Genomic DNA, 20,110 nt, shown 5'->3' with positions numbered 1-20,110 from the left:
GGTGCTGCACCTGCGGGCCATCTGCCCGGCCGAACGCACCGAGGCGGTGCTGGCCGCGCTCAAGAGCGACCCCGGCGTCACGCACGTCGTGGTCCTGCGCGGCGCGGCCGTCGACCCGGTGGGTGACGTGGTGGAAGCCGCCGTCGCCAGGGAGGCCACCGACGCGGTGGTGGCCTCCCTGTGCGACCTCGGCGTCGACCGCGACGGCGGCGTCACGCTGGAGCAGATCGACACCGCGCTGTCCGACGCGGCCGACCGCGCGGAGGAGGCCGCGCCGGGTGAGGCGGCCGACGCCGTGGTGTGGGAGGAGTTGCTGTCCCGCACCGGCGAGGAGTCCCGGCTCAACGCCACGTTCCTGTCGTTCCTGACCATCGCGTGCCTGCTCGCCGCGGTCGGGGTGGTGACGAACTCGCCGATCACCATCGTCGGCGCGATGGTCGTCGGGCCGGAGTTCGGGCCGCTCGCGGCGATCGCGGTCGGGCTGGTGCTGCGGCGCTGGGACCTGGTGCGCCGGGCCGCGCTCGCGCTGGCGGCCGGGTTCCCGGTGGCCATGGTGATCACGGCGGTGGCGGCGTTCGCGGGCTCGTTCACCGACCTGTTCGACCGGAACATGGTGCTGACCGCGCACCAGGTCGACTTCGTGTTCCAGGTGGGGCCGTTCTCCTTGATCGTGGCGCTGCTCGCGGGCGCCGCCGGGATGCTGTCGATGACGTCGGCGAAGTCCGCCGCGCTCGTCGGGGTGTTCATTTCGGTCACCACGGTGCCCGCCGCGGGCTACGCCGCGGTGGCCGCCGTTCTCGCTGAGTGGGACATATGTCTCCAGTCGATTGCACAACTCGCGGTGAACCTCGTCGGCATCGTGGCGGCGGCGGCGCTGGTCCTGGCGTTGCGCAACCGCCGCGGACAGGCCCGCGACCTGGGACGACCGCTCGCCAACGGTTGACCTGGCGCAGATTTCCACAAAAGGTGGAGTGCTCGGGACCGTGAGCACTACCGTCACGGTGCCCGGACGGGTTCTGTCAGTTCGGTCGCCACCGGGAGTAGGGTCGGAGGGGATGAGCGTGGAGATCACCGCCGGCCCGCAGGACATCGACGACGCTGCACCCTCCGAGCTGGACGACGCGGTGGCAGCGGCCGAGTCGGTGTTGAGCAAGAGGTTCGGCGCACCGGTTCGGCTGGCCGACCCCGAAGACCTCGGGGGTGCCGGCCGGTCCGTGGTCGCGCGCGTCCGGGTCGCCCAAACCCCGTTCTCGCTGCCCCGGACGCTGGTGGTCAAGCGCTACCCGTCGCCGGTGGCCGACCGCGACCCGTTCGCGCACGAGGTGGTGAGCCACAAGCTGCTCACCGCGCTGCCGTCCGAGGAACGCCTCACCCCCGAACTGGTCGCGCAGGACAACGCGAAGCGGCTGGTCGTGCTCGAAGACCTGGGCAAGGCGCCGCGGCTGGCGGAGAAGCTGCTGGGCTCCGACGCGCGGGCCGCCGAACGCGGGCTGCTGTCGTGGGCGCACGCCATGGGGCGGCTGCACGCGACGACCGCCGGGCGTGACGCGGACTTCGACGCGCTGATGCGCCGCCAGGGCTCGCAGTGCTGCGCCGATCCGATCGTGGTCGACGTGCACACGGCGCTCGCGGGGCTGCCCGAGCTGCTCGTCCACGCCCTCGAGGTCGACACGCCCGACTCCGTGCGCGCGTTCGCCGAGCAGGCCGTGCGCGGGTTCGTCACGTCCCGCCGTCGGGCGTTCAGCCCGTCCACGTCGTGCCCGGACAACAACCTCGTGACCAGCAAGGGCGTCAGGTTCCTCGACTTCGAGGGCGGATGCGTGCGCGACATCGTGTTCGACGCGGCGTGCCTGCGGGTGCCGTTCCCGTCGTGCTGGTGCGCCTACGGGCTGCCTGCCGGCATGTCGGAGGCGATGGTCGCGGCGTGGCGGGCCGAGGTGTCGTCGGTGTGGCCGGACCTGGACGACGACGCGGTGTTCCTGCCGCGGCTGCTGGAAGCGCAGCTGCTGTGGGTGTGGCTCGGCACGTGGCGCGGGCTGCCGGGGCTGGACTCGTTGCTGCCGTCGGGGCACCGGCCGCTGGACTCGCCGCCGCGCGTGGTCGTGCTGACGTCGCGGTGGGTGCGGCTGCGGCAGGACGCGCTGGCGGCGGGCGCGAAGCACATCGCCGCGCACGCCGACGAGGTCATCTCGGCGCTGGTCGCGCGGTACGGCCCGCGGGCCGCGGAACTGCCGCTGTACCCGGCATTCCGGTAGCGTTCCGCTGTTCGTTCTCGGCCCGTCACGTGGCTGCGCGATCGTTCCGGTGTGGCCAAGACGGTGCGCAGCCTGGTGGTCCTCGGTGACTCGACGACGGTGGGCGTGGGCGATCCCGTGCCCGGTGGGTGGCGTGGCGTCGGCCCGCTGCTCGCGGCGGCGCTGCCGCACGCGCGGTACCTGAACGTCTCGTTCACGGGTGCGCGGGTGGTGTCGGTGCGGCACGAGCAGCTGCCGAAGGCCCTGCCCGCGCGGCCGGACGCCGCCGTGCTGCTGGTGGGCATGAACGACACGTTGCGGTCCGACTTCGACGCACGGCGGCTGCACGTCGACCTGGACGCGATCGTGGGCGCGCTGGTCTCGGCCGGTTCCGCCGTCGTCACGGTGCGATTCCACGACCACAGCCGGGTGTTCCGGTTGCCGGGCGCGTTGCGGCGGGCGTTGCGGGCGCGGATCGCCGAGCTGAACGGGATCATCGACGCGGTCGTGCGGCGGCACGGGGTGCAGTGCGTCGACCTGGACCTGATGGAGGGCGCGTACTCGCTGGAGACGTGGGCGGTCGACCGGCTGCACCCGTCGGAGTCGGGGCACCGGCGGCTGGCGGCGGCGTTCGCGGCGCGGTTGGCGTTGGCCGGGTGCGAGGTGCCGGGCCGGGTGTCCCTGACCTGCACGGGCGGGCTCAAGGTGACGCCGCTGCACCACGTGGGGTGGTTGGTGGTGAAGGGGGTCCCGTGGCTCTGGCGCCGCGGCCGCGACCTGGTCCCGTACGCGGCCACCATCATGTACCGCTCGTGGGCCGGCCTGCCGGAGCCGCCGCGCCACGTCGTCGACCCGGCCGGGACGGAGGCGGTGGCCGCGACGACCACCGCCCCGCCCGGGTGGCGTCAGCCGAGCTTGTAGACCGTCGACCCGCCGATCGTCACGGCCTCGTAGTTCGCCGCGACCCACTCGCTGATCTCGTTGTCGCCGCGCGGTCCTCCGCCGCCCATGCCGCCGCCGGAGACGAAGTAGCCGATCCGGCCGTCCGCCACGTACTGCCGGAACTCGTCCAGCGTGGGCGCGGGGTCGCCGCCGCTCCAGCCGCCGATGCCGATCACGGCCTTGCCCGAGTCCAGCGACAGGTTCGCCGCGCCCTGCGCGCTCACCGTCGCCGCCGCCCACGTGCCGGTGGTGGCCTTCAGCAGGTCGGTCAGCTCGGGGGACGTCTCGCCCATCGGTCCGCCCATGCTGTCGTCGCCCGCGTAGGAAGGCGGACCGGACATCGGGATGGAACCGGCGTGCGGTGTGGCGGCGGTGGCCACGCCGAACGCCGCGGTGGACAGCACCGAAGTGGTCAGCGCGAGCGCGGCCATCCGGCGCACGCCCATCACGACCGCCGTCGCCACCAGCACGGTCAGCACCGCCACGACCCAGCGCAGCGCGGGCAGCCACTCGCCGAACCGCTGGAGCAGCGCGAAGCCCCAGAACCCGGCGGCGGCGACCATCGTCGCCAGCGCGACGCGCACCGGCAGGTGCTTGCGGCCACGCCACAGCTCCCGGCCGGCGATGGCGACGAGCGCGGCGACGCCCGGCGCGACGGCGACGGTGTAGTAGGGGTGCGTGATGCCGCTCATGAAGCTGAACACGATCCCGTTGCCCAGCACCCACAGGCCCCACATGACCAGGGCCGCGCGCGTCCGGTCGGTGCGCCGCAGCCGGCGCGTGAACCACAGTCCCGCCACCATCCCGATGAGGGCGGCCGGGAGCAGCCAGGAGATCTCGGCGCCCATGCTCGCGCCGAACAACCGGCCGATGCCGGTCTCGCCGCCGAAGCCGAGGTTGGCGTTGCCGCCGCCCGCGATGACACCGCCGCCACCGCCGCCGCGGCCACCGAAGATCCGGCCGAGGCCGTTGTAGCCCATGGCCAACTCCCACAGCGAGTCGTTGTCCGACCCGCCGATGTACGGGCGCGACGCGCTCGGCCACAGCTCGACCAGCGCGATGAACCACCCGGCGGACACGACCACGGCGAGACCCGCGCCGAGCAGGTGCAGGAACCGCTTGAGCAGCGTGGTCGGCGCGGCGAGCAGGTAGGCGGCGGTGAACGCGGGCAGCACCAGCAACGCCTGCCCCATCTTGGCCAGGAACGCGAACCCGATCGCGACGCCCGCCAGCGCGAGCCACCAGCCGGACCCCTTCTCCACCGCGCGCACCGTGCAGTAGGCGCCGGCGACCATCAGCAGCACCAGCAACGCGTCCGGCAGGTTGAACCGGAACATCAGCACGGCCACCGGCGTCACCGCGAGCGCTGCGCCCGCGACCAGCCCGGCCACCGCGCCGGACGTGCGCTTCACCGTGGCGTACAACAACCACACGGCCAGCACGCCCTCGATGGCCTGCGGCGCCAGCACGGTCCAGCTGGAGAACCCGAAGACGCGGGCGAACAACCCGCTCACCCACAGCGCCGCGGGCGGTTTGTCGACCGTGATCACGCCGCCGGCGTCCAGACCGCCGAACAGCCACGCCGTCCAGCTCTGGGCGCCGGCCTGGGTGGCGGCGGCGTAGTAGCCGTTGCCCCAACCGGACGCGGTGATGTTCCACAGGTACAGCACCGCCGTGCCGGCCAGCAGCACGACCAGCGCGGGCGTGGTCCAGTTCCGGCCCGGCGGCGGCGCCTCCGCGGTGGGTGCCGGCGCCGTCAGGGTTGCGGTGGTCATGGAAGGGTTCCCTAGGGTCGACGGTGTGGTCATGAAGCGGTCTCCGCGGCGCGGCGCGGTCGGAAGACCCAGTTGCGCAGCAACAGGAAGCGCAGCACGGTGGCGAGGAGGTTGGCCCCGACGACCGCGACCAGCTCGGCCGGGCCGCCGGGTGCGGCGAACAGGTGCAGCAGGGCCAGCGACCCGCTGGTCAGCGCGAGGCCGAGGCCGAACACGAGCAGGCCCTCGAACTGGTGGCGGCCCGCGCCGCGCCGACCGCGCACGCCGAACGTGAACCGGCGGTTGGCCGCGGTGTTGGCGATGGCGGTGACCAGCAGCGCCACCAGGTTCGCGCCCTGCGCGCCGAGCCCGCCGCGCAGCGACACGAACAGCAGCAGGTAGGCCAGCGTGCTGACCACGCCGACCGCGGCGAACCGGACCAGCTGCCTGAACAACCCGGCGGGCACGCCCGGCGTCTGCGGTTCCAACGGCTCCCTCCCCAGCTGCGCGCGGAGTTCGCCGATCGGGATGCGCCCGCTCACCAGTCCGCGGGCCACCCGGGCGACGCCCTTCAGGTCGGCCACGGCGGTCGACACGATGTCCACCCGGCTGTCCGGGTCGTCCACCCAGTCCACCGGCACCTCGTGGATCCGCGCGCCGGCCCGTTCGGCGAGCACCAGCAGCTCGGTGTCGAAGAACCACCCGGTGTCCTCGACGTGCGGCAGCAGCCGCCGGGCGACGTCGGCCCGGATCGCCTTGAACCCGCACTGCGCGTCGGTGAACCGGGTCGCGAGTGCGCCGCGCAGGATCAGGTTGTAGCAGCGGGAGATGAACTCGCGCTTCGGCCCGCGCACCACCCGCGCCCCGCGCGCCAGCCTGCTGCCGATCGCCAGGTCCGAGTGCCCCGAGATCAACGACGCCACCAGCGGCGCGAGGGCGGCCAGGTCGGTGGACAGGTCCACGTCCATGTACGCCAGCACGGCGGCGTCCGACGCGGTCCACACCGCCTTCAGCGCCCGGCCGCGTCCCTTCTCCGCCAAGTGCACCGCGGTCACGTCGGGCAGCTCGCGGGCCAGCTCGTCGGCGACGGCACGCGTGCCGTCCGTGCTCGCGTTGTTCGCGATGGTGATCCGGAACGTGTAGGGGAACGTCTGCTTGAGGTCGGCGTGCAGCTTGCGCACGCAGGGCGCGAGGTCGCGTTCTTCGTTGTGCACGGGCACCACCACGTCGAGCACGGTGGTCGTCGTGAGCGTGGTCATGAGATCACCCTCGGGCGCTTGGCTGGGCGGCTCGTGTGTCATCGCTGTGCGCCGGCTGTGAGGTCGTAGACGTCGACGTCGTCGACGGTCGTCGCGGTGAACGTGTCCGCCACCCACTCGGCGATCCGTTGCGACGCGTCGCTGCCCGTCTCCGCGGGCATCATGGCGCCGCCGAGGAAGTAGTGGATCCGTCCACTTCGGACCAGCTCCTGGAACTGCTCCAGCGTGGGCGCGGGATCGGTGCCGTTGAACCCGCCGACGGCCATCACCGGCTCACCGCTGCCGAGCTGGTAGCCCGCCGCGTTGTTGGAGCCCGCGGCCGCCGCCGCCCAGGTGAAGCCCTCGTTGTCCCGCAACAACGCCACCAGCGCGTCACCGGGCGTCGGCGCGTGGAGCAGCCCGCCCATCCCGCCACCGCCGCGCACGGTGTTCGTGGCGCCGCCCGGCCCGAGGAGCACCAGCCCGCCGGGCCGGTTCGTCAACGCGGGACCGGCGCTCGGGATCGCGCCGGAGTGCGGTGTCGCGGCGGTGGCCACGGAGTAGGCGCCCGGACCGAGCAGCGTGGCGACGACGGCGACCGGCACGACCACGGCGGCGGGCGCGGACGCGGCGAGGAACAGCCCCACCGCGCCGATCAGGCCGACGACCAGCACGACCGCGGCCAGCGGCGTGGACCAGTCCAGCAGCAGCAGGTAGCACTGCAACGCGGTCACGGCCAGCGCGCCGGACAGCGCCGCAGCCGCGGCGGGTTCCTGCCGCCTGCGCCACAACGCGACCGCGCCGATCCCGGTCAACGCGCCGATCGCGGGCGCCAGCGCCACCGTGTAGTAGGCGTGGATGATGCCGTTCATGAAGCTGAACACCACGGCGGTGACCAGCAGCCAACCGCCCCATAGCGCGAGCCCGATCCGCTCGCTCTCGCGCCCGGCCCACCACCCGGCGGCGAGCAGCACGAGCGCGGTCGGCAGCAGCCAGGCGATCTGACCACCCATCTCGTCGCCGAGCAGCCTGGCCCACCCGCTCGAACCCCACCCGCCGCCGCCGACGCTGCCGATCTCCTCACCGGTCAACCGGCCGAGACCGTTGTAGCCCAGCGCCAGCTCCAGCACGCTGTTCCCCTGCGACCCGCCGATGTAGGGCCGCGACCCGGCGGGCACCAGCTCGACCGCCAGCACCCACCAGCCGCCGGCGACGACCACCGCGCCCAGCGCCGCCGCCAGGTGCCACGCCTTGCGCGACAGCGCGGCCGGAGCGAACGCCAGGTACACCAACCCGAACGCGGGCAGCACCAGGAACGCCTGGAGCATCTTGGCCAGGAACGCGAAGCCCACCGCGGCACCGGCCAACACGAGCCACCGCACGGACGCCTTCTCCGTCGCCCGGACCGTGCCGTACGCGCCCGCGACGAGCAGCAGCACCATCAGCGCGTCCGGGTTGTTGAACCGGAACATCAGCACCGCCACCGGCGTCAACGCCAGCACCGCGCCCGCGATCAGCCCGGCGGCCTCACCGGCCGCGCGGCGCACCGCCGCGTGCAGCAGCCACACGCTCGCCACGCCCATCAACGCCTGCGGCACCAGGATGCTCCAGGCGTTGACGCCGAACAGCCGGGCCGACAACCCCATCACCCAGGTCGCCGCGGGTGTCTTGTCGACGGTGATCGCGCCGGCCGGGTCGGTCGCGCCGAAGAACCACGCGTGCCAGCTCTCGGCGCCTGCCTGGGCGGCGGCGGAGTAGTAGGCGTTGGCCCAACCGGAGTCGCCCAACCGCCACAGGTACAGCACCGCCGTTCCGGTCAACAGCAGCAACAGGGGGAGTCTCGCTCGCATGGGGTCGAGCCTGTCGGCGGACCCTGGGCGGTCCTTGTGCGCGGCCTGTGAGCCGGCTGTGGGAGATCAGCGCGGCAGGTGCACGGTGAACGTGGTCCGGCCCGGCCTGCTGGCCAGCCGCACGGACCCGTGGTGCGAGGCCACGACGGCGGCCACGATCGACAGGCCCAGCCCGGTGCTGCCCGCGGCGCGCGACCGCGACGTGTCGCCCCGGCTGAACCGCTCGAACACCTCGCCCTGCAACCCGGCGGGGATGCCGGGACCGTCGTCGCTCACCGCCAACCGCACCCCGCCCTCCACAGTGGACAGCGACGTGGTGACCGTCGTGCCGGGCGGCGTGTGCGTGCGCGCGTTGGACAGCAGGTTCGCCAGCACCTGGTGGAGCTTGTGCGCGTCACCGGCCACCTGGACGGCGTCGGGCGGCAGCTCCAGCCGCCACTCGTGGTCGGGCCCGGCGATCCGGGCGTCGCTGACCGTGTCGACCACCAGCCGCGACAGCTCGACCGGCTCACGGGCCAGCGGACGCCCCGCGTCGAGCCGCGCCAGCAACAGCAGGTCCTCGACCAGCGACGTCATCCGCACCGCCTCGGACTCCACCCGCCGCATCGCGTGCGCGATCTGGGGCGGCACCTCCTCGGACGAGCGGCGGGTCAGCTCGGCGTAGCCGCGGATCGCGGTGAGTGGTGTGCGCAGCTCGTGGCTCGCGTCGGCGACGAACTGCCGCACCCTGGTCTCGCTGGCGTGCCGTGCCTCCAACGCGCTGCCGACGTGGCCGATCATCCGGTTCAGCGCGAGACCGACCTGGCCGACCTCGGTGTCGGGGTCGGCGTACTCGTCGGGCACCCGTTCGGCCAGCGCGACCTCGCCCTCGTGCAGCGGCAGCTCGGCGACCCGGCTCGCGGTCGCGGCCACCCGTTCCAGCGGGCGCAGCGTGCGGCGCACGATCAGCGCGCCCGCCAGGCTCACCGCGATCAACCCGGCCAGCGCCACGCCGCCGACGGTCCAGCCCATCCGCGACACCGTGCTGTCGACGTCGGCCATCGGCAGCCCGGTGATCACCACCGCGCCGAGCGGCGTGGTCGTCGCGATCATCCGGTGGTCGCCCAGCTCCTCGCCCAGCCACACGGTGCGCGGCTTGCCGTCCGCGGGCACGGCCTCGGCCCGCGCCGCCACGTCGGTCGACAGCCTGGTCCGGTCACCGCTGTCCCGGGCGATCCGCTCGGCGTTGGTGCCGCCGTCGGGCTGCTTGATCAGCACCAGCGTGCCCGGCCCGAACCCGGGGCCGTCCAGCGGGTTGGCGAACCGGCCCGGCATCGGCGGCGGCGGGACGTCCCGCCGCACCTTGATCGAGGCGTCGACCAGCTGGTCGTCCAACCGGGCGACCATGGTGTCCCGCAGCGCGAGCCCGGTCGCCACGCCGATGATCGCGCACACGACCGCCAGCAGGACCACCTGGGCGGCCACCAGCTTGGTCCGCAGCGGCCAACTCCAGGTCCGCGACCCGTGTTCAGGCAGAGGGCTTGAGGACATAGCCCGCGCCCCGCATCGTGTGGATCATGGGCGTTCTGCCCGCGTCGATCTTCTTGCGCAGGTAGGAGATGTACAGCTCGACGATGTTGGCCTGCCCGCCGAAGTCGTAGCTCCACACCCGGTCCAGGATCTGCGCCTTCGACAGCACCCGCTTGGGGTTGCGCATCAGGAACCGCAGCAGCTCGAACTCGGTCGCGGTGAGGTCGATCGCGGTGCCGCCGCGGCGCACTTCGCGCGTCTCCTCGTCCAGCACCAGGTCGCCGACCACCAGCTCGGTGCCCGCGCCCGCCTCGGTGACGCCGGTGCGGCGCAGCAGGCCGCGCAACCGGAGCACGACCTCCTCCAGGCTGAACGGCTTGGTCACGTAGTCGTCGCCGCCCGCGGTGAGCCCGGCGATCCGGTCCTCCACCGCGTCCTTGGCGGTGAGGAACAGCACGGGCAGGCCGGGCAGGTCCGCGCGCAGCCGGCGCAGCACCTCCAGCCCGTCGAAGTCGGGCAGCATCACGTCCAGCACCACCACGTCGGGCCGGAACTCGCGCGCGGTCCGCACGGCGGACGTGCCGTCCAGCGCGGTGCGGACCTCCCAGCGCTCCATCCGCAACGCCATGGACATCAGCTCGGCCAACGTGGACTCGTCGTCCACCACGAGGACCCGCACCGGACTGCCGTCCGGGCGGCGGAGTTCAGGGGACGACCCCGAAGCGGACACTGGGCGCATGCTCCGATCCTGAACCCGGCTCTTGAGCCGAACCTGTGCCGACCCTGTGTACCACCTGTGAACCGGAACGACCGGACCCGCCCGCGCCGCCGGGGTGGAGCGGAACGACCGGACGCGTCGGTGCCGCCAGAGTGAAGCCGCATGACCGGGTGCGCCCGCCGCCCGGCTGAAGCGGCACGACCGGAGGCGCGGCGGGCACGCACAGGCGTCGCCCAAGGACCGCACAGCCGGCTCACAGGCTCGCCCGCGACCGTGGTCGCCATGACTACCGAAACCGAGCAGCACCCGACCTGGGGTGAAGAGCCGCCGCCGCAGGCCGCCGCTGCGGGAACCGGCTGGAACGGCCGCAAGAGCCTCGCCGCCGTCGCGATCGCCCTCGGCATCGCCGCCGTCGGCGGTGGTGTCATCTACGCTGCGAGCAACTCCGACGCGGCCCAGGGCATGGGCGGGCCCGGCGGCTACGGCCGGGGCAACGGCGGCCTGGTGATGATGGGCGGGCCGTTCGGCGGCACCCAGCACGGCGAGTTCCAGAACGGCGAGGTCACCGAGGTCAGCGACTCGTCCATCACGGTGAAGAGCACCGACGGGTTCAGCGAGACCTACCAGCTCGACGGCGACACGCAGGTCAACGGCGGTCAGGGCGACCTGGACGACATCGTCAAGGGCGACGTCGTGACCGTCATCGCCGACAGGACCGCCGACGGCCAGGCCACCGCGGACAGCATCATGAAGGGCAACATGATGCGCGGCGGGCCGCCGCAGAAGCAGGGCAACGGCCAGCCGCCCGCCAAGCAGGACCAGCAGGGCGGTCCGACCGACCAGCAGGGCACCCCGCCGACCCGGTAGAACTATCCGGTATGACCCGACTGGCGCTCTCGGCACTGCTGACAACCCTGGTCCTGCTCGGGGCGTCGCCCCAGGCGTCCGCGCACACCGAGCTGGTGTCGAGCGACCCGGCGAGCGGCGCGTCGTTGCCGCAGCGGCCCACGCTGCTCACGCTGACGTTCACCGAGCCGGTGCCCGCCGAGAGCGCCACGGTCACCGTCATGGCCGTCGACGGCAGCGCCTGGCCGTTGGGCGAGACGTCCGCCAACGGCGCGTCGCTGACCGTGCCCATGCTGGAGTCCGGGTCGCCGGCCGGGCAGTACACGGTGACGTGGTCGGTCGAGTCGCTGGACGGCGACTTCGTCGACGGCACGTTCGCCTTCACGGTGACCGCGCCGCCGGCGCAGCAGCCGCCGGCGGCCACGACCCCCGCCGCACCGCCCGCCGTGACGTCGACGGACGCGGCGCCCACCACCGCCTCCTCGCCCGCCACCACCACCGGGTCGGTGGCCACGATCACCACCGCGTCCACGGGCACGGCCGCCTCCGAGCCCCGCGGCGAGGGCGACGGCGGCCCGCCGCTGTGGGTGTGGATCCTGATCGTCGCGGCGGTGTCCGTGATCGCCATCGTGGTCATCGTCGGCCTGAGCAGGCGCGGCCGAGGCGGCGAGGACGCCGAAAAGCCGGCCGAGTAGTCAACGGTCAATGGCTACGGTCGCCGCATGACCGGATCTCCTCTGCACCGCCGCGCCCTGCTCACGGGCGGCGCCGCGGCCGTGCTCGCCGCGGCCGGGTTCCGCACGGCGGCACACGCCGCACCGGACGACCGGCCCGGCGGGCGGCGGTTCACCCTCACCGTCCTGGGCACCACGGACCTGCACGGCAACGTCTTCAACTGGGACTACTTCGCCGACCGCGAGTTCGACGACTCCGGCCACAACGACGTGGGCCTGGCGAAGCTCTCCACGCTGGTGAAGGCGGTCCGGGCCGAACGCGGAGCGCACCGCACCCTGCTCATCGACGCGGGCGACACCATCCAGGGCACCCCGCTGGCCTACTACTACGCCAAGGTCGAGCCCATCGGCCGCCGCCGCGTGCACCCGATGGCCGCCGCGATGAACGAGCTCGGCTACGACGCCGCCGCGCTCGGCAACCACGAGTTCAACTACGGCATCCCCCTGCTGCGCGCGTTCGAGAAGCAGCTCGACTTCCCGCTGCTGGCCGCGAACGCGATCGACTCGGCCACCGGCGAGCCCGCGTTCCGCCCGTACGTGGTCAAGACCGTGTGGCGGACGGGCGCGGCGCCGCTGCGGGTCGGCATCCTCGGCCTGACCAACCCGGGCATCGCGATCTGGGACAAGGCGCACGTGGACGGGAAGATGACGTTCCCCGGCGTGCTGGAGCAGGCCCGCGAGTGGGTGCCGAAGGTGCGCGCGGCGGGCGCGGACCTCGTGGTGGTCGCCGCCCACTCCGGCGCGGACCTGTCGTCGTCGCTGGGCGACCTGCTGCCGTTCCCGGAGAACTGCTCCGCGCTCGTCGCCGAGGAGGTGCCGGGCATCGACGCGATCCTGGTCGGCCACGCGCACACCGAGATCGCGCAGCGGTTCGTCACCAACAAGGCGACCGGGAAGCAGGTGCTGCTGACCGAGCCGCTGTTCTGGGGCAAGCGGCTGAGCCTGATGGAGTTCGACCTGGCGTGGACGCCGGGGCGGGGCTGGCGGGCCGAGGCGTCCCGCTCGCAGGTGCTCAACACCAACACCGTGCCCGAGGACCCGGCGATCGTGCGGCGGCTGCGCGACGACCACGACAAGGTGGTCGCCTACGTCAACTCCAAGATCGGCACGTCCAAGTCCGCGATGTCCGCCGCGACCGCGCGGTACGAGGACACCGCCGCGCTCGACTTCGTCAACCTCGTGCAGGGCGCCGCGCTGAAGGCGTCGCTGACCGAGGCGTTGCCGGTGCTGTCGCTGGCCTCCCCGTTCAACAAGGCGGCGGCGATCCCGGCGGGCGACGTGTCGGTGCGCGACGTGGCCGGGCTCTACGTCTTCGACAACACGCTGTTCGGCGTGCGGCTCACCGGCGCGCAGCTCAAGGACTACCTGGAGCGGTCGGCGGGCTACTTCAAGGCGGTGAGCACGCCGGGGCCGCACCAGCCGGACGCGCTGACCAACGCGGGCGGCACCCCGGACTACCTGTACGACGTGGCCGCCGGGCTGGACGCGCCGCTGACCTACGACATCGACCTGGCGCGGCCGGTCGGGCAGCGGATCACCGGGCTCGCCTACGCCGGCGTGCCGGTGACGGCGGAGCAGGCGTTCGCGGTGGCGGTGAACAACTACCGGCAGTCCGGCGGCGGCAACTTCCCGCACATCGCGACCGCGCCGGTGCTGCACAACCAGCAGCTGGAGATCCGGCAGCTGATCATCGACTGGGTGCGCGAGCGCGGCGAGATCGACCCGGCCGCGTTCCACCGGGCCGACTGGCGGCTGGTCGTCGACGGCACGCCGGTGGTGGTCGGGTGACGTTGCCGGACATCGTCGGGCCGGGGTTGGACGTGCTGTTCTGCGGCATCAACCCCGGCCTGCTGTCGGCGGCCAAGGGGCAGCACTTCGCCCGGCCGGGCAACCGGTTCTGGCCCGCGCTGCACCTGTCCGGGTTCACGCCGCGGCTGCTGACGCCCGCCGAGCAGCACGAGCTGCTCCGGTACGGGCTGGGCCTCACGAACCTGGTCGCGCGTCCGACGGCGCGGGCCGACGAGCTGGCGGCCGAGGAGCTGCTGGCCGGCGGGGCGCGGCTGACCTCGCTGGCCCGGCGTCACCGGCCGAAGGTGGTGGCGGTCGTCGGCGTGACCGCGTACCGGGCGGCGTTCGGGCGCAAGGCGGCGGCGATCGGCCCGCAGGACGAGTCGATCGCGTCGTCGCGGCTGTGGGTGCTGCCGAACCCCAGCGGGCTCAACGCGCACTACCAGCTGCCCGCCCTGGCCGAGGTCTTCGGCCGGTTGCGGTCAGAGGTTGCGCAGGCCGACTAGCACCCGTTCCAGCAGCGTGAAGTCCGCGCCGGTGGCCGCGACCGCGTTGTCGTGCACGGCCACCACGCCCATCGAGATGAGGTCGCTGAGCAGGACGCGCACCACGCCGAGCGGCACGGCCAGCAGCGCGGAGACCTCGGCGACCGACCGGGGGTTGGCGCACAGCTCCACGATCGAGCGCTGCTCGGCGGAGGTGTCGCGCATGGCGATCCCGATGCCGTGCTCCTCCAGCGAGACCAGCGTTTCCAGCCTCAGGTCGTAGTGGGACGCCGTGCGGCCACCCGTCCACGCGTAGGGGCGGACCAGGGGACCGGAGAACTCCTCGACGGCGGGCTCCGGCTCGTGGTCGGGCCAGGGCTCCGGCGCCCGGCTGACCGGCACGGACGAGGGCTCGACGTAGTCGTAGGGGTCGTACTCGTGGTCGACCGGGCCGTCGAACGGCGCGGTCACCTCGAGCGGGTCGTCCGCCTCCTCGTCCAGGCTGCGCCGGAGCGCGGCCGAGCCGAACCGGGCACCCGTGGCGCCGACCTCGCCCCGAAGCGACCTCCGCCGTCGGGGCGGCTTGGGCTGTTCCGTAGGCTCCTCCTCGAGACTGCGCCGCAGCGAGGGGGAACCGAACCGGGCGCCGGTCGTGCCGACGTTCCCGCGCAGGGACCGGCGGCGTCTGCGCTCGCCGCCGGTCGGCTCCGGGTCAGAGCTGCCTGTGCTCACATTCCGGGAACCGTAGACCGAACCTCGTCCGGATGATGTCGGGCGTGTTTCGAGTCCGTGCAATCCTCGTTAACCACCGCACGTGCGGCCGCACGTGCACGCTGGAGGATGATGGGACGATGCGCATCCGCGAGGTCGAGATCTCCGACGACATGATCAGGTTGGGTCAGTTCCTGAAGCTGGCCGGCTTGGCGGACAACGGCGCGCACGCCCGTGACCTGGTCGAAGCCGAGGAGGTCACGGTGAACGGCCGCCTGGAGACCCGCCGCGGCGCCCAGCTGCACCACGGCGACGTGATCGCCGTGGGCGACGAGAAGGCGCGCTTGGTTACCGGTCGCTAGCCACCGGGCCTTGCGGGGACCCGCACGGGCGCCGGCACCCCGGACCGGCCGCCGACCGCCGAAATCGGTTGAGCCTGCCGCCGACTGCCGACATCGGTTGATCCGGCCGCCGAACGCCGAATTCGGTTGATCCGGTCGCGGCTCGACGCTGGACTGTGGCGGCGCACCGCGGACCGCGGTGCGGGCAGCCCAGGAGGTAGCGGTGCCGATGGAGATCCGTGCCACGACAGCAGAGGATCTCGACGTCTTCGTCGACACGGTCCACGCCGCGTTCGGGCGCTTCCCGGAGACACCGGTCGACGGCGGCGGGCTCTGGTGGTCGGCGCTCGAACTGGACCGCGGCCTGCTCGCCGTGACGGCGGACGGGCGGCCGGTGGGCACCGCCGCCGCGTACTCCTTCGAGCTGACCCTGCCCGGCGAGGTCGTCGTCCCGGCCGCCGGGGTGTCCGCGGTCGGCGTGCTGCCCTCGCACCGGCGCCAGGGCGTGCTCACCGCGATGATGCGGCACCAGCTCGCCGAGCTGCGGGCGCGGGGCGAGTTCCTCTCCGTGCTGCTGGCGAGCGAAGCCCGGATCTACCGCAGGTTCGGCTACGGCCCGGCGACCTACACGCAGCGGCTGACGGTCCAGCGCCACCAGGCCGCTTTCGCGCCGCCCAGGGCACGGGGAACGGCCGACGCGCCGGCGACCGGCTCGGTCGAGGTGCTGCGCCGCGCCGAGTGCGGCGAGGTCCTGGCCGAGGTCTACGACCGGTACCGCCGCGCGCGGCCGGGCGCGCTGTCCCGGCCGCACCGCTGGTGGGCGCTGCGGGCGGGGCAGCCACCGGTCTCGCCCGCGCCGCGCTACGTCGCCGTGCACCGTGACGCCGACGGTGTCCCGGACGGGTACGCCTCCTACTCGTTCGCCGAGTCCGACACCTTGACGGTCGACGAGACCATCGCCACCGACGACGCCGTCGCCACGGCCCTGGCCCGGTTCGTGCTCGGGCACGACCTGGTCGGCCGGGTCGTGTTCAAGCACTGCCCGCCCGAGCACCCGCTGCGCTGGCAGCTGGCGGACTTCCGCGCCGGCGAGGTGGGCGGCGACACCGACTGGCTCTGGGTGCGGCTGCTGGACGTCCCCCGCGCGTTGACCGCGCGCGGTTGGTCCGCGGACGGCGAGCTGGTCCTGGACGTCGACGACCCGTTCCTCGGCGAGCAGGGCCGCTACCTGCTGACGGTCCGGGACGGCAGGGCCGAGTGCGTCCCCACGGACCGGGCGCCGGACCTGTCCCTGGACGTGAGCGACCTCGGCTCGGTCTACCTCGGCGGCACCGCCCCGAGCAAGCTCGTGCGCGCCGGGCACGTCCAGGCACACCACCCCGGTGCGGCGACCCTCGCCGACACCCTCTTCCGCACCGAGCGCCCGCCGCACTGCCTGCACTGGTTCTGATCGCGCGGTCCACCAGCGCCCGCGGGGGTCCCGCCGTCCGCCGTGTCCGGCAAGCTCCACGTGGTGTGCACCACAGCGAGACCGATGGCGGGCCATTGCGGCCGGAAAAGTGGTCGTGATCACTCTTGATCGGCCGAGCCGGGGAAATGTCGAACAGCTCCTCACCCGAAGTGCCCGTCCCGTTGCGCCGAATAGCTGCTGCCACACTGTGAATGGGTGATCGCAGCCCGCCACGGTGCGGTCGCGCGGCAGGGTCTTAAGTCCTTATTCGGACGTATTCAGGCCGAGGTTCGACCGGCGTCGAAAACCCTGTGTAACGGAAGCCGTCCCAGATTCGATGGACGTGTCCCCGTGCCTGCGCGAGGGGGCACCGGCCACTGTGGACCCCGGCATCGCGGTGGTCGGGCAAGCCTTTTCCATCTCACGGTGTAGTGACCCGAGGTCACCTCGTGACCCATCTGGGTGTGCGCCGGCTGTCACACCGAGGAATGGCGGTCCGGTGAAGGTTCACTGTGTGTGTAACGCGCGCCGTCGGCGCGACGAATGACCGATTGGCGAGGCGATAAATCGCCGGCCGCACATTTGCCGTACACCACGCGGGTCCGTCGGGGATGCCCTGCGAACGTGCACGTCCGAACCGGCCCAACCCGGGGAGAACCACGATGAGCGAGCAGGTCCAGCCGACGCGACACAGACCGGTCGCGGGGCTCGGCACCACCCAGCGCACCAACCAGCGCACCACTCCGAGCACAGCCCGGCCCACAGCCCCGCCGACGACCCAGCGCACCACCAGCCCCACCGTCGGCAGTTGGGAGCCCGCCTACCGCTACGGCGTCATCGCCGCGGACATCCTCTGCACCGTCCTGGTCGTCGTGGTCGCGGGCTTCGTCCTGTCGTCCCGCCACGCCTCGTTCGGCCCGTTGTCCCTGTTAGGGCTCGAAGCGGTCACCATCGCGGTGGTCGTCGGATCGCTGTTCCTCAGCCGGGTCTGGAACCCCATGGTGCTCGGCCAGGGCGCGGAGGAGTTCCGCCGCCTCGGTCGCGGCCTGGTCGGCTCCGTGGTCGCGCTCGGGCTGGGCGCGCTCGCGGCCGGGCTGCCCGGCGCCCGCCTGTGGGTGTTCGTGGTCGGACCGGCCATCGCGCTGGTCGCCTTCCCGGTCCGCTACCTGCTGCGCCGCCCGCTGCACCGCGCCCGCGGCGAGGGCCGCTGCCTGCTGCCGGTACTGGCCGCGGGCAACATCGACACCGTCACCGACCTGATCGGCCGCACCCGCCGCGCGCCCCACCTCGGCTGGCGCGTGGACGCCGTGTGCACCGTCGACGGCCGCGCCGAGATCGGCGTCGAGCTGGAGGGCGTGCCGGTCGTCGGCCAGTTCGGCGACCTCGGCGAGCAGGTCCGCCGCGGCGGCTACCGGATCGTCGCGGTCACCGCCGACGCCTACTGGACGCCGCGCCGCCTGCAGCGACTCGCCTGGGACCTGGAGGGCACCGGCACCGAGATGGTCGTCGCGCCCGCCCTGATGGACTTCGCCGGACCGCGGCTGCACGTCACCGGCGTGCTCGGGATGCCGCTGCTGCGGGTGAGCGAGCCGTCGTTCACCGGCTTCCGCCGCCTGGTCAAGACGGCCGTGGACAAGGTCGGCGCGTTGCTGCTGATCGCGCTGCTGAGCCCGGTGCTGCTGGCCGTCGCGGTGGCGATCATGGTCGACACCAGGGGACCGGTGCTCTACCGGCAGCGCCGCGTCGGCAAGGACGGCGCGCACTTCACCATCCTGAAGTTCCGCACCATGGTCACCAACGCCGACGCGCTGCGCGCCAAGCTCCAAGCGGTCAACGAGGGCGCGGGCGTGCTGTTCAAGATGCGCCGCGATCCCCGCGTCACCGCCGTCGGCCGGTTCCTGCGGCGCTACTCGCTCGACGAACTGCCGCAGCTGTTCAACGTCGTCACCGGCCCCATGTCGCTGGTCGGCCCACGGCCGCCGCTGCCGGAGGAGAGCGCGAAGTACGGCCCCGACATGCGCCGCCGGCTGCTGGTGAAGCCGGGCCTGACCGGGTTGTGGCAGGTGTCCGGGCGCAGCGACCTGTCGTGGGAGGAGTCCGTGCGGCTCGACCTCCGGTACGTGGAGGAGTGGTCGCTCGCCCTCGACGCGTTGATCTTGTGGAAGACGTTCCGGGCCGTGTTCGGCGGCCAGGGCGCGTACTGAGGTGGGTACCGGGACGGACCAGCAGACCGGCATCGCCACCCCGTGAGCCGGCAGAGAGAAGGAACGAGCGCCATGTCGCACGCGGTGTCGCCGTGATCCCGGTGATGAAGCCGTGGCTCGGCGCGGAGGAGGCCGAGGCCGCGTCCGCCGCCGTGCTGTCCGGCTGGGTCGCGCAGGGGCCGAAGGTCGCCGCGTTCGAGGACGCCTTCGCCCGCCGCGTCGCCGCCGTGCACGCCGTCGCCATGTCGTCGTGCACGAGCGCGTTGCACGTCGCGCTGCACCTGCTCGACGTGCGACCGGGTGACGAGGTCGTGGTGCCGTCGCTGTCGTTCATCGCCACCGCCAACGCGGTCCGGCACTGCGGCGCCACGCCCGTGTTCGCCGACGTGGAGCCGGAGACCGGCAACCTGGCCGAGGCGGGGGTGGCAGCGGTGCTCACCGACCGCACCCGCGCGGTGATCCTGGTGCACCAGGCCGGCGTGCCCGCCGACGTCGACCCGGTCCGCGCCCTGTGCGGCCCGCGTGGCGTCACGGTGGTGGAGGACGCCGCCTGCGCCGCCGGGTCGATCTACCGGGGCGTGCCGGTCGGCGCGGACGCCGAGATGGCGGCGTGGTCGTTCCACCCGCGCAAGCTGATCACCACCGGCGAGGGCGGGATGCTCACCACGAACCACGTCGAGTGGGCGGGCCGGGCCAAGCGGTTGCGCGAGCACGGCATGAGCGTGAGCGCGGCCGAGCGGCACCGCGGTGGCGGCGCGGTCGTGGAGAGCTACCTGGAGACCGCGTTCAACTACCGGATGACCGACATCCAGGCCGCCGTCGGGCTGGTGCAACTGTCCAAACTGGACGCGATCGTCCGCCGTCGGCGCGAGCTGGCGGCCCGCTACCACGAGTTGCTGGCCGCCGTGCCCGCGTTGCGCGCGGTGCGCGACCCCGAGCACGGCACGACGAACTACCAGTCGTTCTGGGTCATGCTGTCCGACGACGTCGCGGTGGAGCGCGACGACGTCCTGGCCCGGCTCGCCGCACGGGGTGTGTCGGCACGCCGGGGGATCATGGCCGCCCACCTGGAGCCGGCCTACGCCGGCCACCCGCACGTCGACCTGCCGGTGACGGAGGCGTTCACCAGGAGGTCGCTGATCCTCCCGCTCTACCACGACATGACGGACGCGGAGCAGCACACCGTGGTCGACGAGTTGACGGCGGCGCTCCACCTGCCGCTCAACACGCGATGACACCTCGGCAGGACCGCTCCACCGCACGACGTGATCGAGCCGGGCGTCACCCATCGTGCTCAACCGAGCGC

The 20,110-nt window shown here is 73.1% G+C and carries 17 protein-coding genes; 11 read left to right on the top strand and 6 right to left on the bottom strand.

Features of this window, described 5'->3' with window-relative positions; translation table 11 throughout:
• Position 1: 1 nt before the first annotated feature.
• From ADK67_RS17265 to ADK67_RS17255, 3 genes are all read left to right on the top strand, one after another.
• Positions 2–943, top strand: a complete 942-nt coding sequence (locus tag ADK67_RS17265) for a DUF389 domain-containing protein (protein ID WP_053717447.1) — start codon at positions 2–4, stop codon at positions 941–943.
• Between the two features lie 112 nt (positions 944–1,055).
• Positions 1,056–2,255 (top strand): hypothetical protein, encoded by a 1,200-nt coding sequence (locus ADK67_RS17260; RefSeq protein ID WP_053717446.1) that lies wholly within the window; start codon positions 1,056–1,058, stop codon positions 2,253–2,255.
• 51 nt (positions 2,256–2,306) lie between these two features.
• On the top strand, positions 2,307–3,155 hold the full coding sequence (locus ADK67_RS17255) for an SGNH/GDSL hydrolase family protein (protein ID WP_231648228.1): 849 nt from the start codon (positions 2,307–2,309) through the stop codon (positions 3,153–3,155).
• Here ADK67_RS17255 and ADK67_RS17250 read toward each other — a convergent pair.
• From ADK67_RS17250 to ADK67_RS17230, 5 genes are all read right to left on the bottom strand, one after another.
• Positions 3,140–4,951: an ArnT family glycosyltransferase gene (locus tag ADK67_RS17250; protein WP_053717445.1), complete on the bottom strand. Its 1,812-nt coding sequence runs from the start codon at positions 4,949–4,951 to the stop codon at positions 3,140–3,142. The genes ADK67_RS17255 and ADK67_RS17250 overlap by 16 nt on opposite strands.
• A gap of 29 nt (positions 4,952–4,980) precedes the next feature.
• On the bottom strand, positions 4,981–6,189 hold the full coding sequence (locus ADK67_RS17245) for a bifunctional glycosyltransferase family 2/GtrA family protein (protein ID WP_231648227.1): 1,209 nt from the start codon (positions 6,187–6,189) through the stop codon (positions 4,981–4,983).
• A gap of 38 nt (positions 6,190–6,227) precedes the next feature.
• The gene (locus ADK67_RS17240) at positions 6,228–8,018 is read right to left on the bottom strand and encodes an ArnT family glycosyltransferase (protein WP_053717443.1); all 1,791 of its coding nucleotides are present in this window, start codon (positions 8,016–8,018) and stop codon (positions 6,228–6,230) included.
• 66 nt (positions 8,019–8,084) lie between these two features.
• On the bottom strand, positions 8,085–9,482 hold the full coding sequence (locus ADK67_RS17235) for a sensor histidine kinase (protein WP_331459305.1): 1,398 nt from the start codon (positions 9,480–9,482) through the stop codon (positions 8,085–8,087).
• Between the two features lie 43 nt (positions 9,483–9,525).
• A complete protein-coding gene (locus ADK67_RS17230) occupies positions 9,526–10,266 on the bottom strand; it encodes a response regulator transcription factor (RefSeq protein WP_053717441.1) in 741 nt (246 codons plus the stop codon).
• A gap of 261 nt (positions 10,267–10,527) precedes the next feature.
• Between ADK67_RS17230 and ADK67_RS17225 the strand changes: the two genes are divergently transcribed.
• Genes ADK67_RS17225 through mug form a run of 4 tightly spaced genes read left to right on the top strand, consistent with a single transcriptional unit; the run spans position 10,528 to position 14,119 of the window.
• Positions 10,528–11,112 carry a DUF5666 domain-containing protein gene (locus tag ADK67_RS17225; RefSeq protein WP_063797631.1) on the top strand — a complete coding sequence of 195 codons (585 nt, stop codon included), beginning with the start codon at positions 10,528–10,530 and terminating at the stop codon, positions 11,110–11,112.
• 11 nt (positions 11,113–11,123) lie between these two features.
• Entirely contained in the window at positions 11,124–11,786 is a 663-nt protein-coding gene (locus ADK67_RS17220) for a copper resistance CopC family protein (protein ID WP_053717439.1), read from the top strand.
• A 27-nt stretch (positions 11,787–11,813) separates the two neighbouring features.
• The gene (locus tag ADK67_RS17215; RefSeq protein WP_053717438.1) at positions 11,814–13,613 is read left to right on the top strand and encodes a bifunctional metallophosphatase/5'-nucleotidase; all 1,800 of its coding nucleotides are present in this window, start codon (positions 11,814–11,816) and stop codon (positions 13,611–13,613) included.
• Positions 13,610–14,119, top strand: coding sequence for a G/U mismatch-specific DNA glycosylase (mug, locus tag ADK67_RS17210; RefSeq protein ID WP_231648226.1), 510 nt, complete (start codon positions 13,610–13,612; stop codon positions 14,117–14,119). The genes ADK67_RS17215 and mug overlap by 4 nt, the downstream gene beginning before the upstream one ends.
• On the opposite strand, the gene ADK67_RS17205 is transcribed toward mug, so the two are convergent.
• Positions 14,096–14,830 (bottom strand): DUF742 domain-containing protein, encoded by a 735-nt coding sequence (locus ADK67_RS17205; protein WP_053717437.1) that lies wholly within the window; start codon positions 14,828–14,830, stop codon positions 14,096–14,098. The genes mug and ADK67_RS17205 overlap by 24 nt on opposite strands.
• 119 nt (positions 14,831–14,949) lie before the next feature.
• On the opposite strand from ADK67_RS17205, the gene ADK67_RS17200 reads away from it, so the two are divergent.
• The 4 genes from ADK67_RS17200 (at position 14,950) to ADK67_RS17185 (ending at position 20,039) form a co-directional block, all read left to right on the top strand.
• The gene (locus ADK67_RS17200; protein WP_053717436.1) at positions 14,950–15,171 is read left to right on the top strand and encodes an RNA-binding S4 domain-containing protein; all 222 of its coding nucleotides are present in this window, start codon (positions 14,950–14,952) and stop codon (positions 15,169–15,171) included.
• 208 nt (positions 15,172–15,379) lie between these two features.
• On the top strand, positions 15,380–16,600 hold the full coding sequence (locus ADK67_RS17195; RefSeq protein WP_053717542.1) for a GNAT family N-acetyltransferase: 1,221 nt from the start codon (positions 15,380–15,382) through the stop codon (positions 16,598–16,600).
• 662 nt (positions 16,601–17,262) lie between these two features.
• Positions 17,263–18,804, top strand: a complete 1,542-nt coding sequence (locus ADK67_RS17190; protein ID WP_082403538.1) for a sugar transferase — start codon at positions 17,263–17,265, stop codon at positions 18,802–18,804.
• Positions 18,805–18,896: 92 nt separating this feature from the next.
• Positions 18,897–20,039 (top strand): DegT/DnrJ/EryC1/StrS family aminotransferase, encoded by a 1,143-nt coding sequence (locus ADK67_RS17185; protein WP_231648225.1) that lies wholly within the window; start codon positions 18,897–18,899, stop codon positions 20,037–20,039.
• The last annotated feature ends 71 nt before the right edge of the window (positions 20,040–20,110 follow it).

This window comes from Saccharothrix sp. NRRL B-16348, from assembly GCF_001280085.1.
In the GTDB taxonomy this organism is placed as follows: Bacteria; Actinomycetota; Actinomycetes; order Mycobacteriales; family Pseudonocardiaceae; genus Actinosynnema.
Note: the sequence above shows the minus strand (reverse complement) of the source record. Positions and strands in the feature narration are given on the sequence as shown.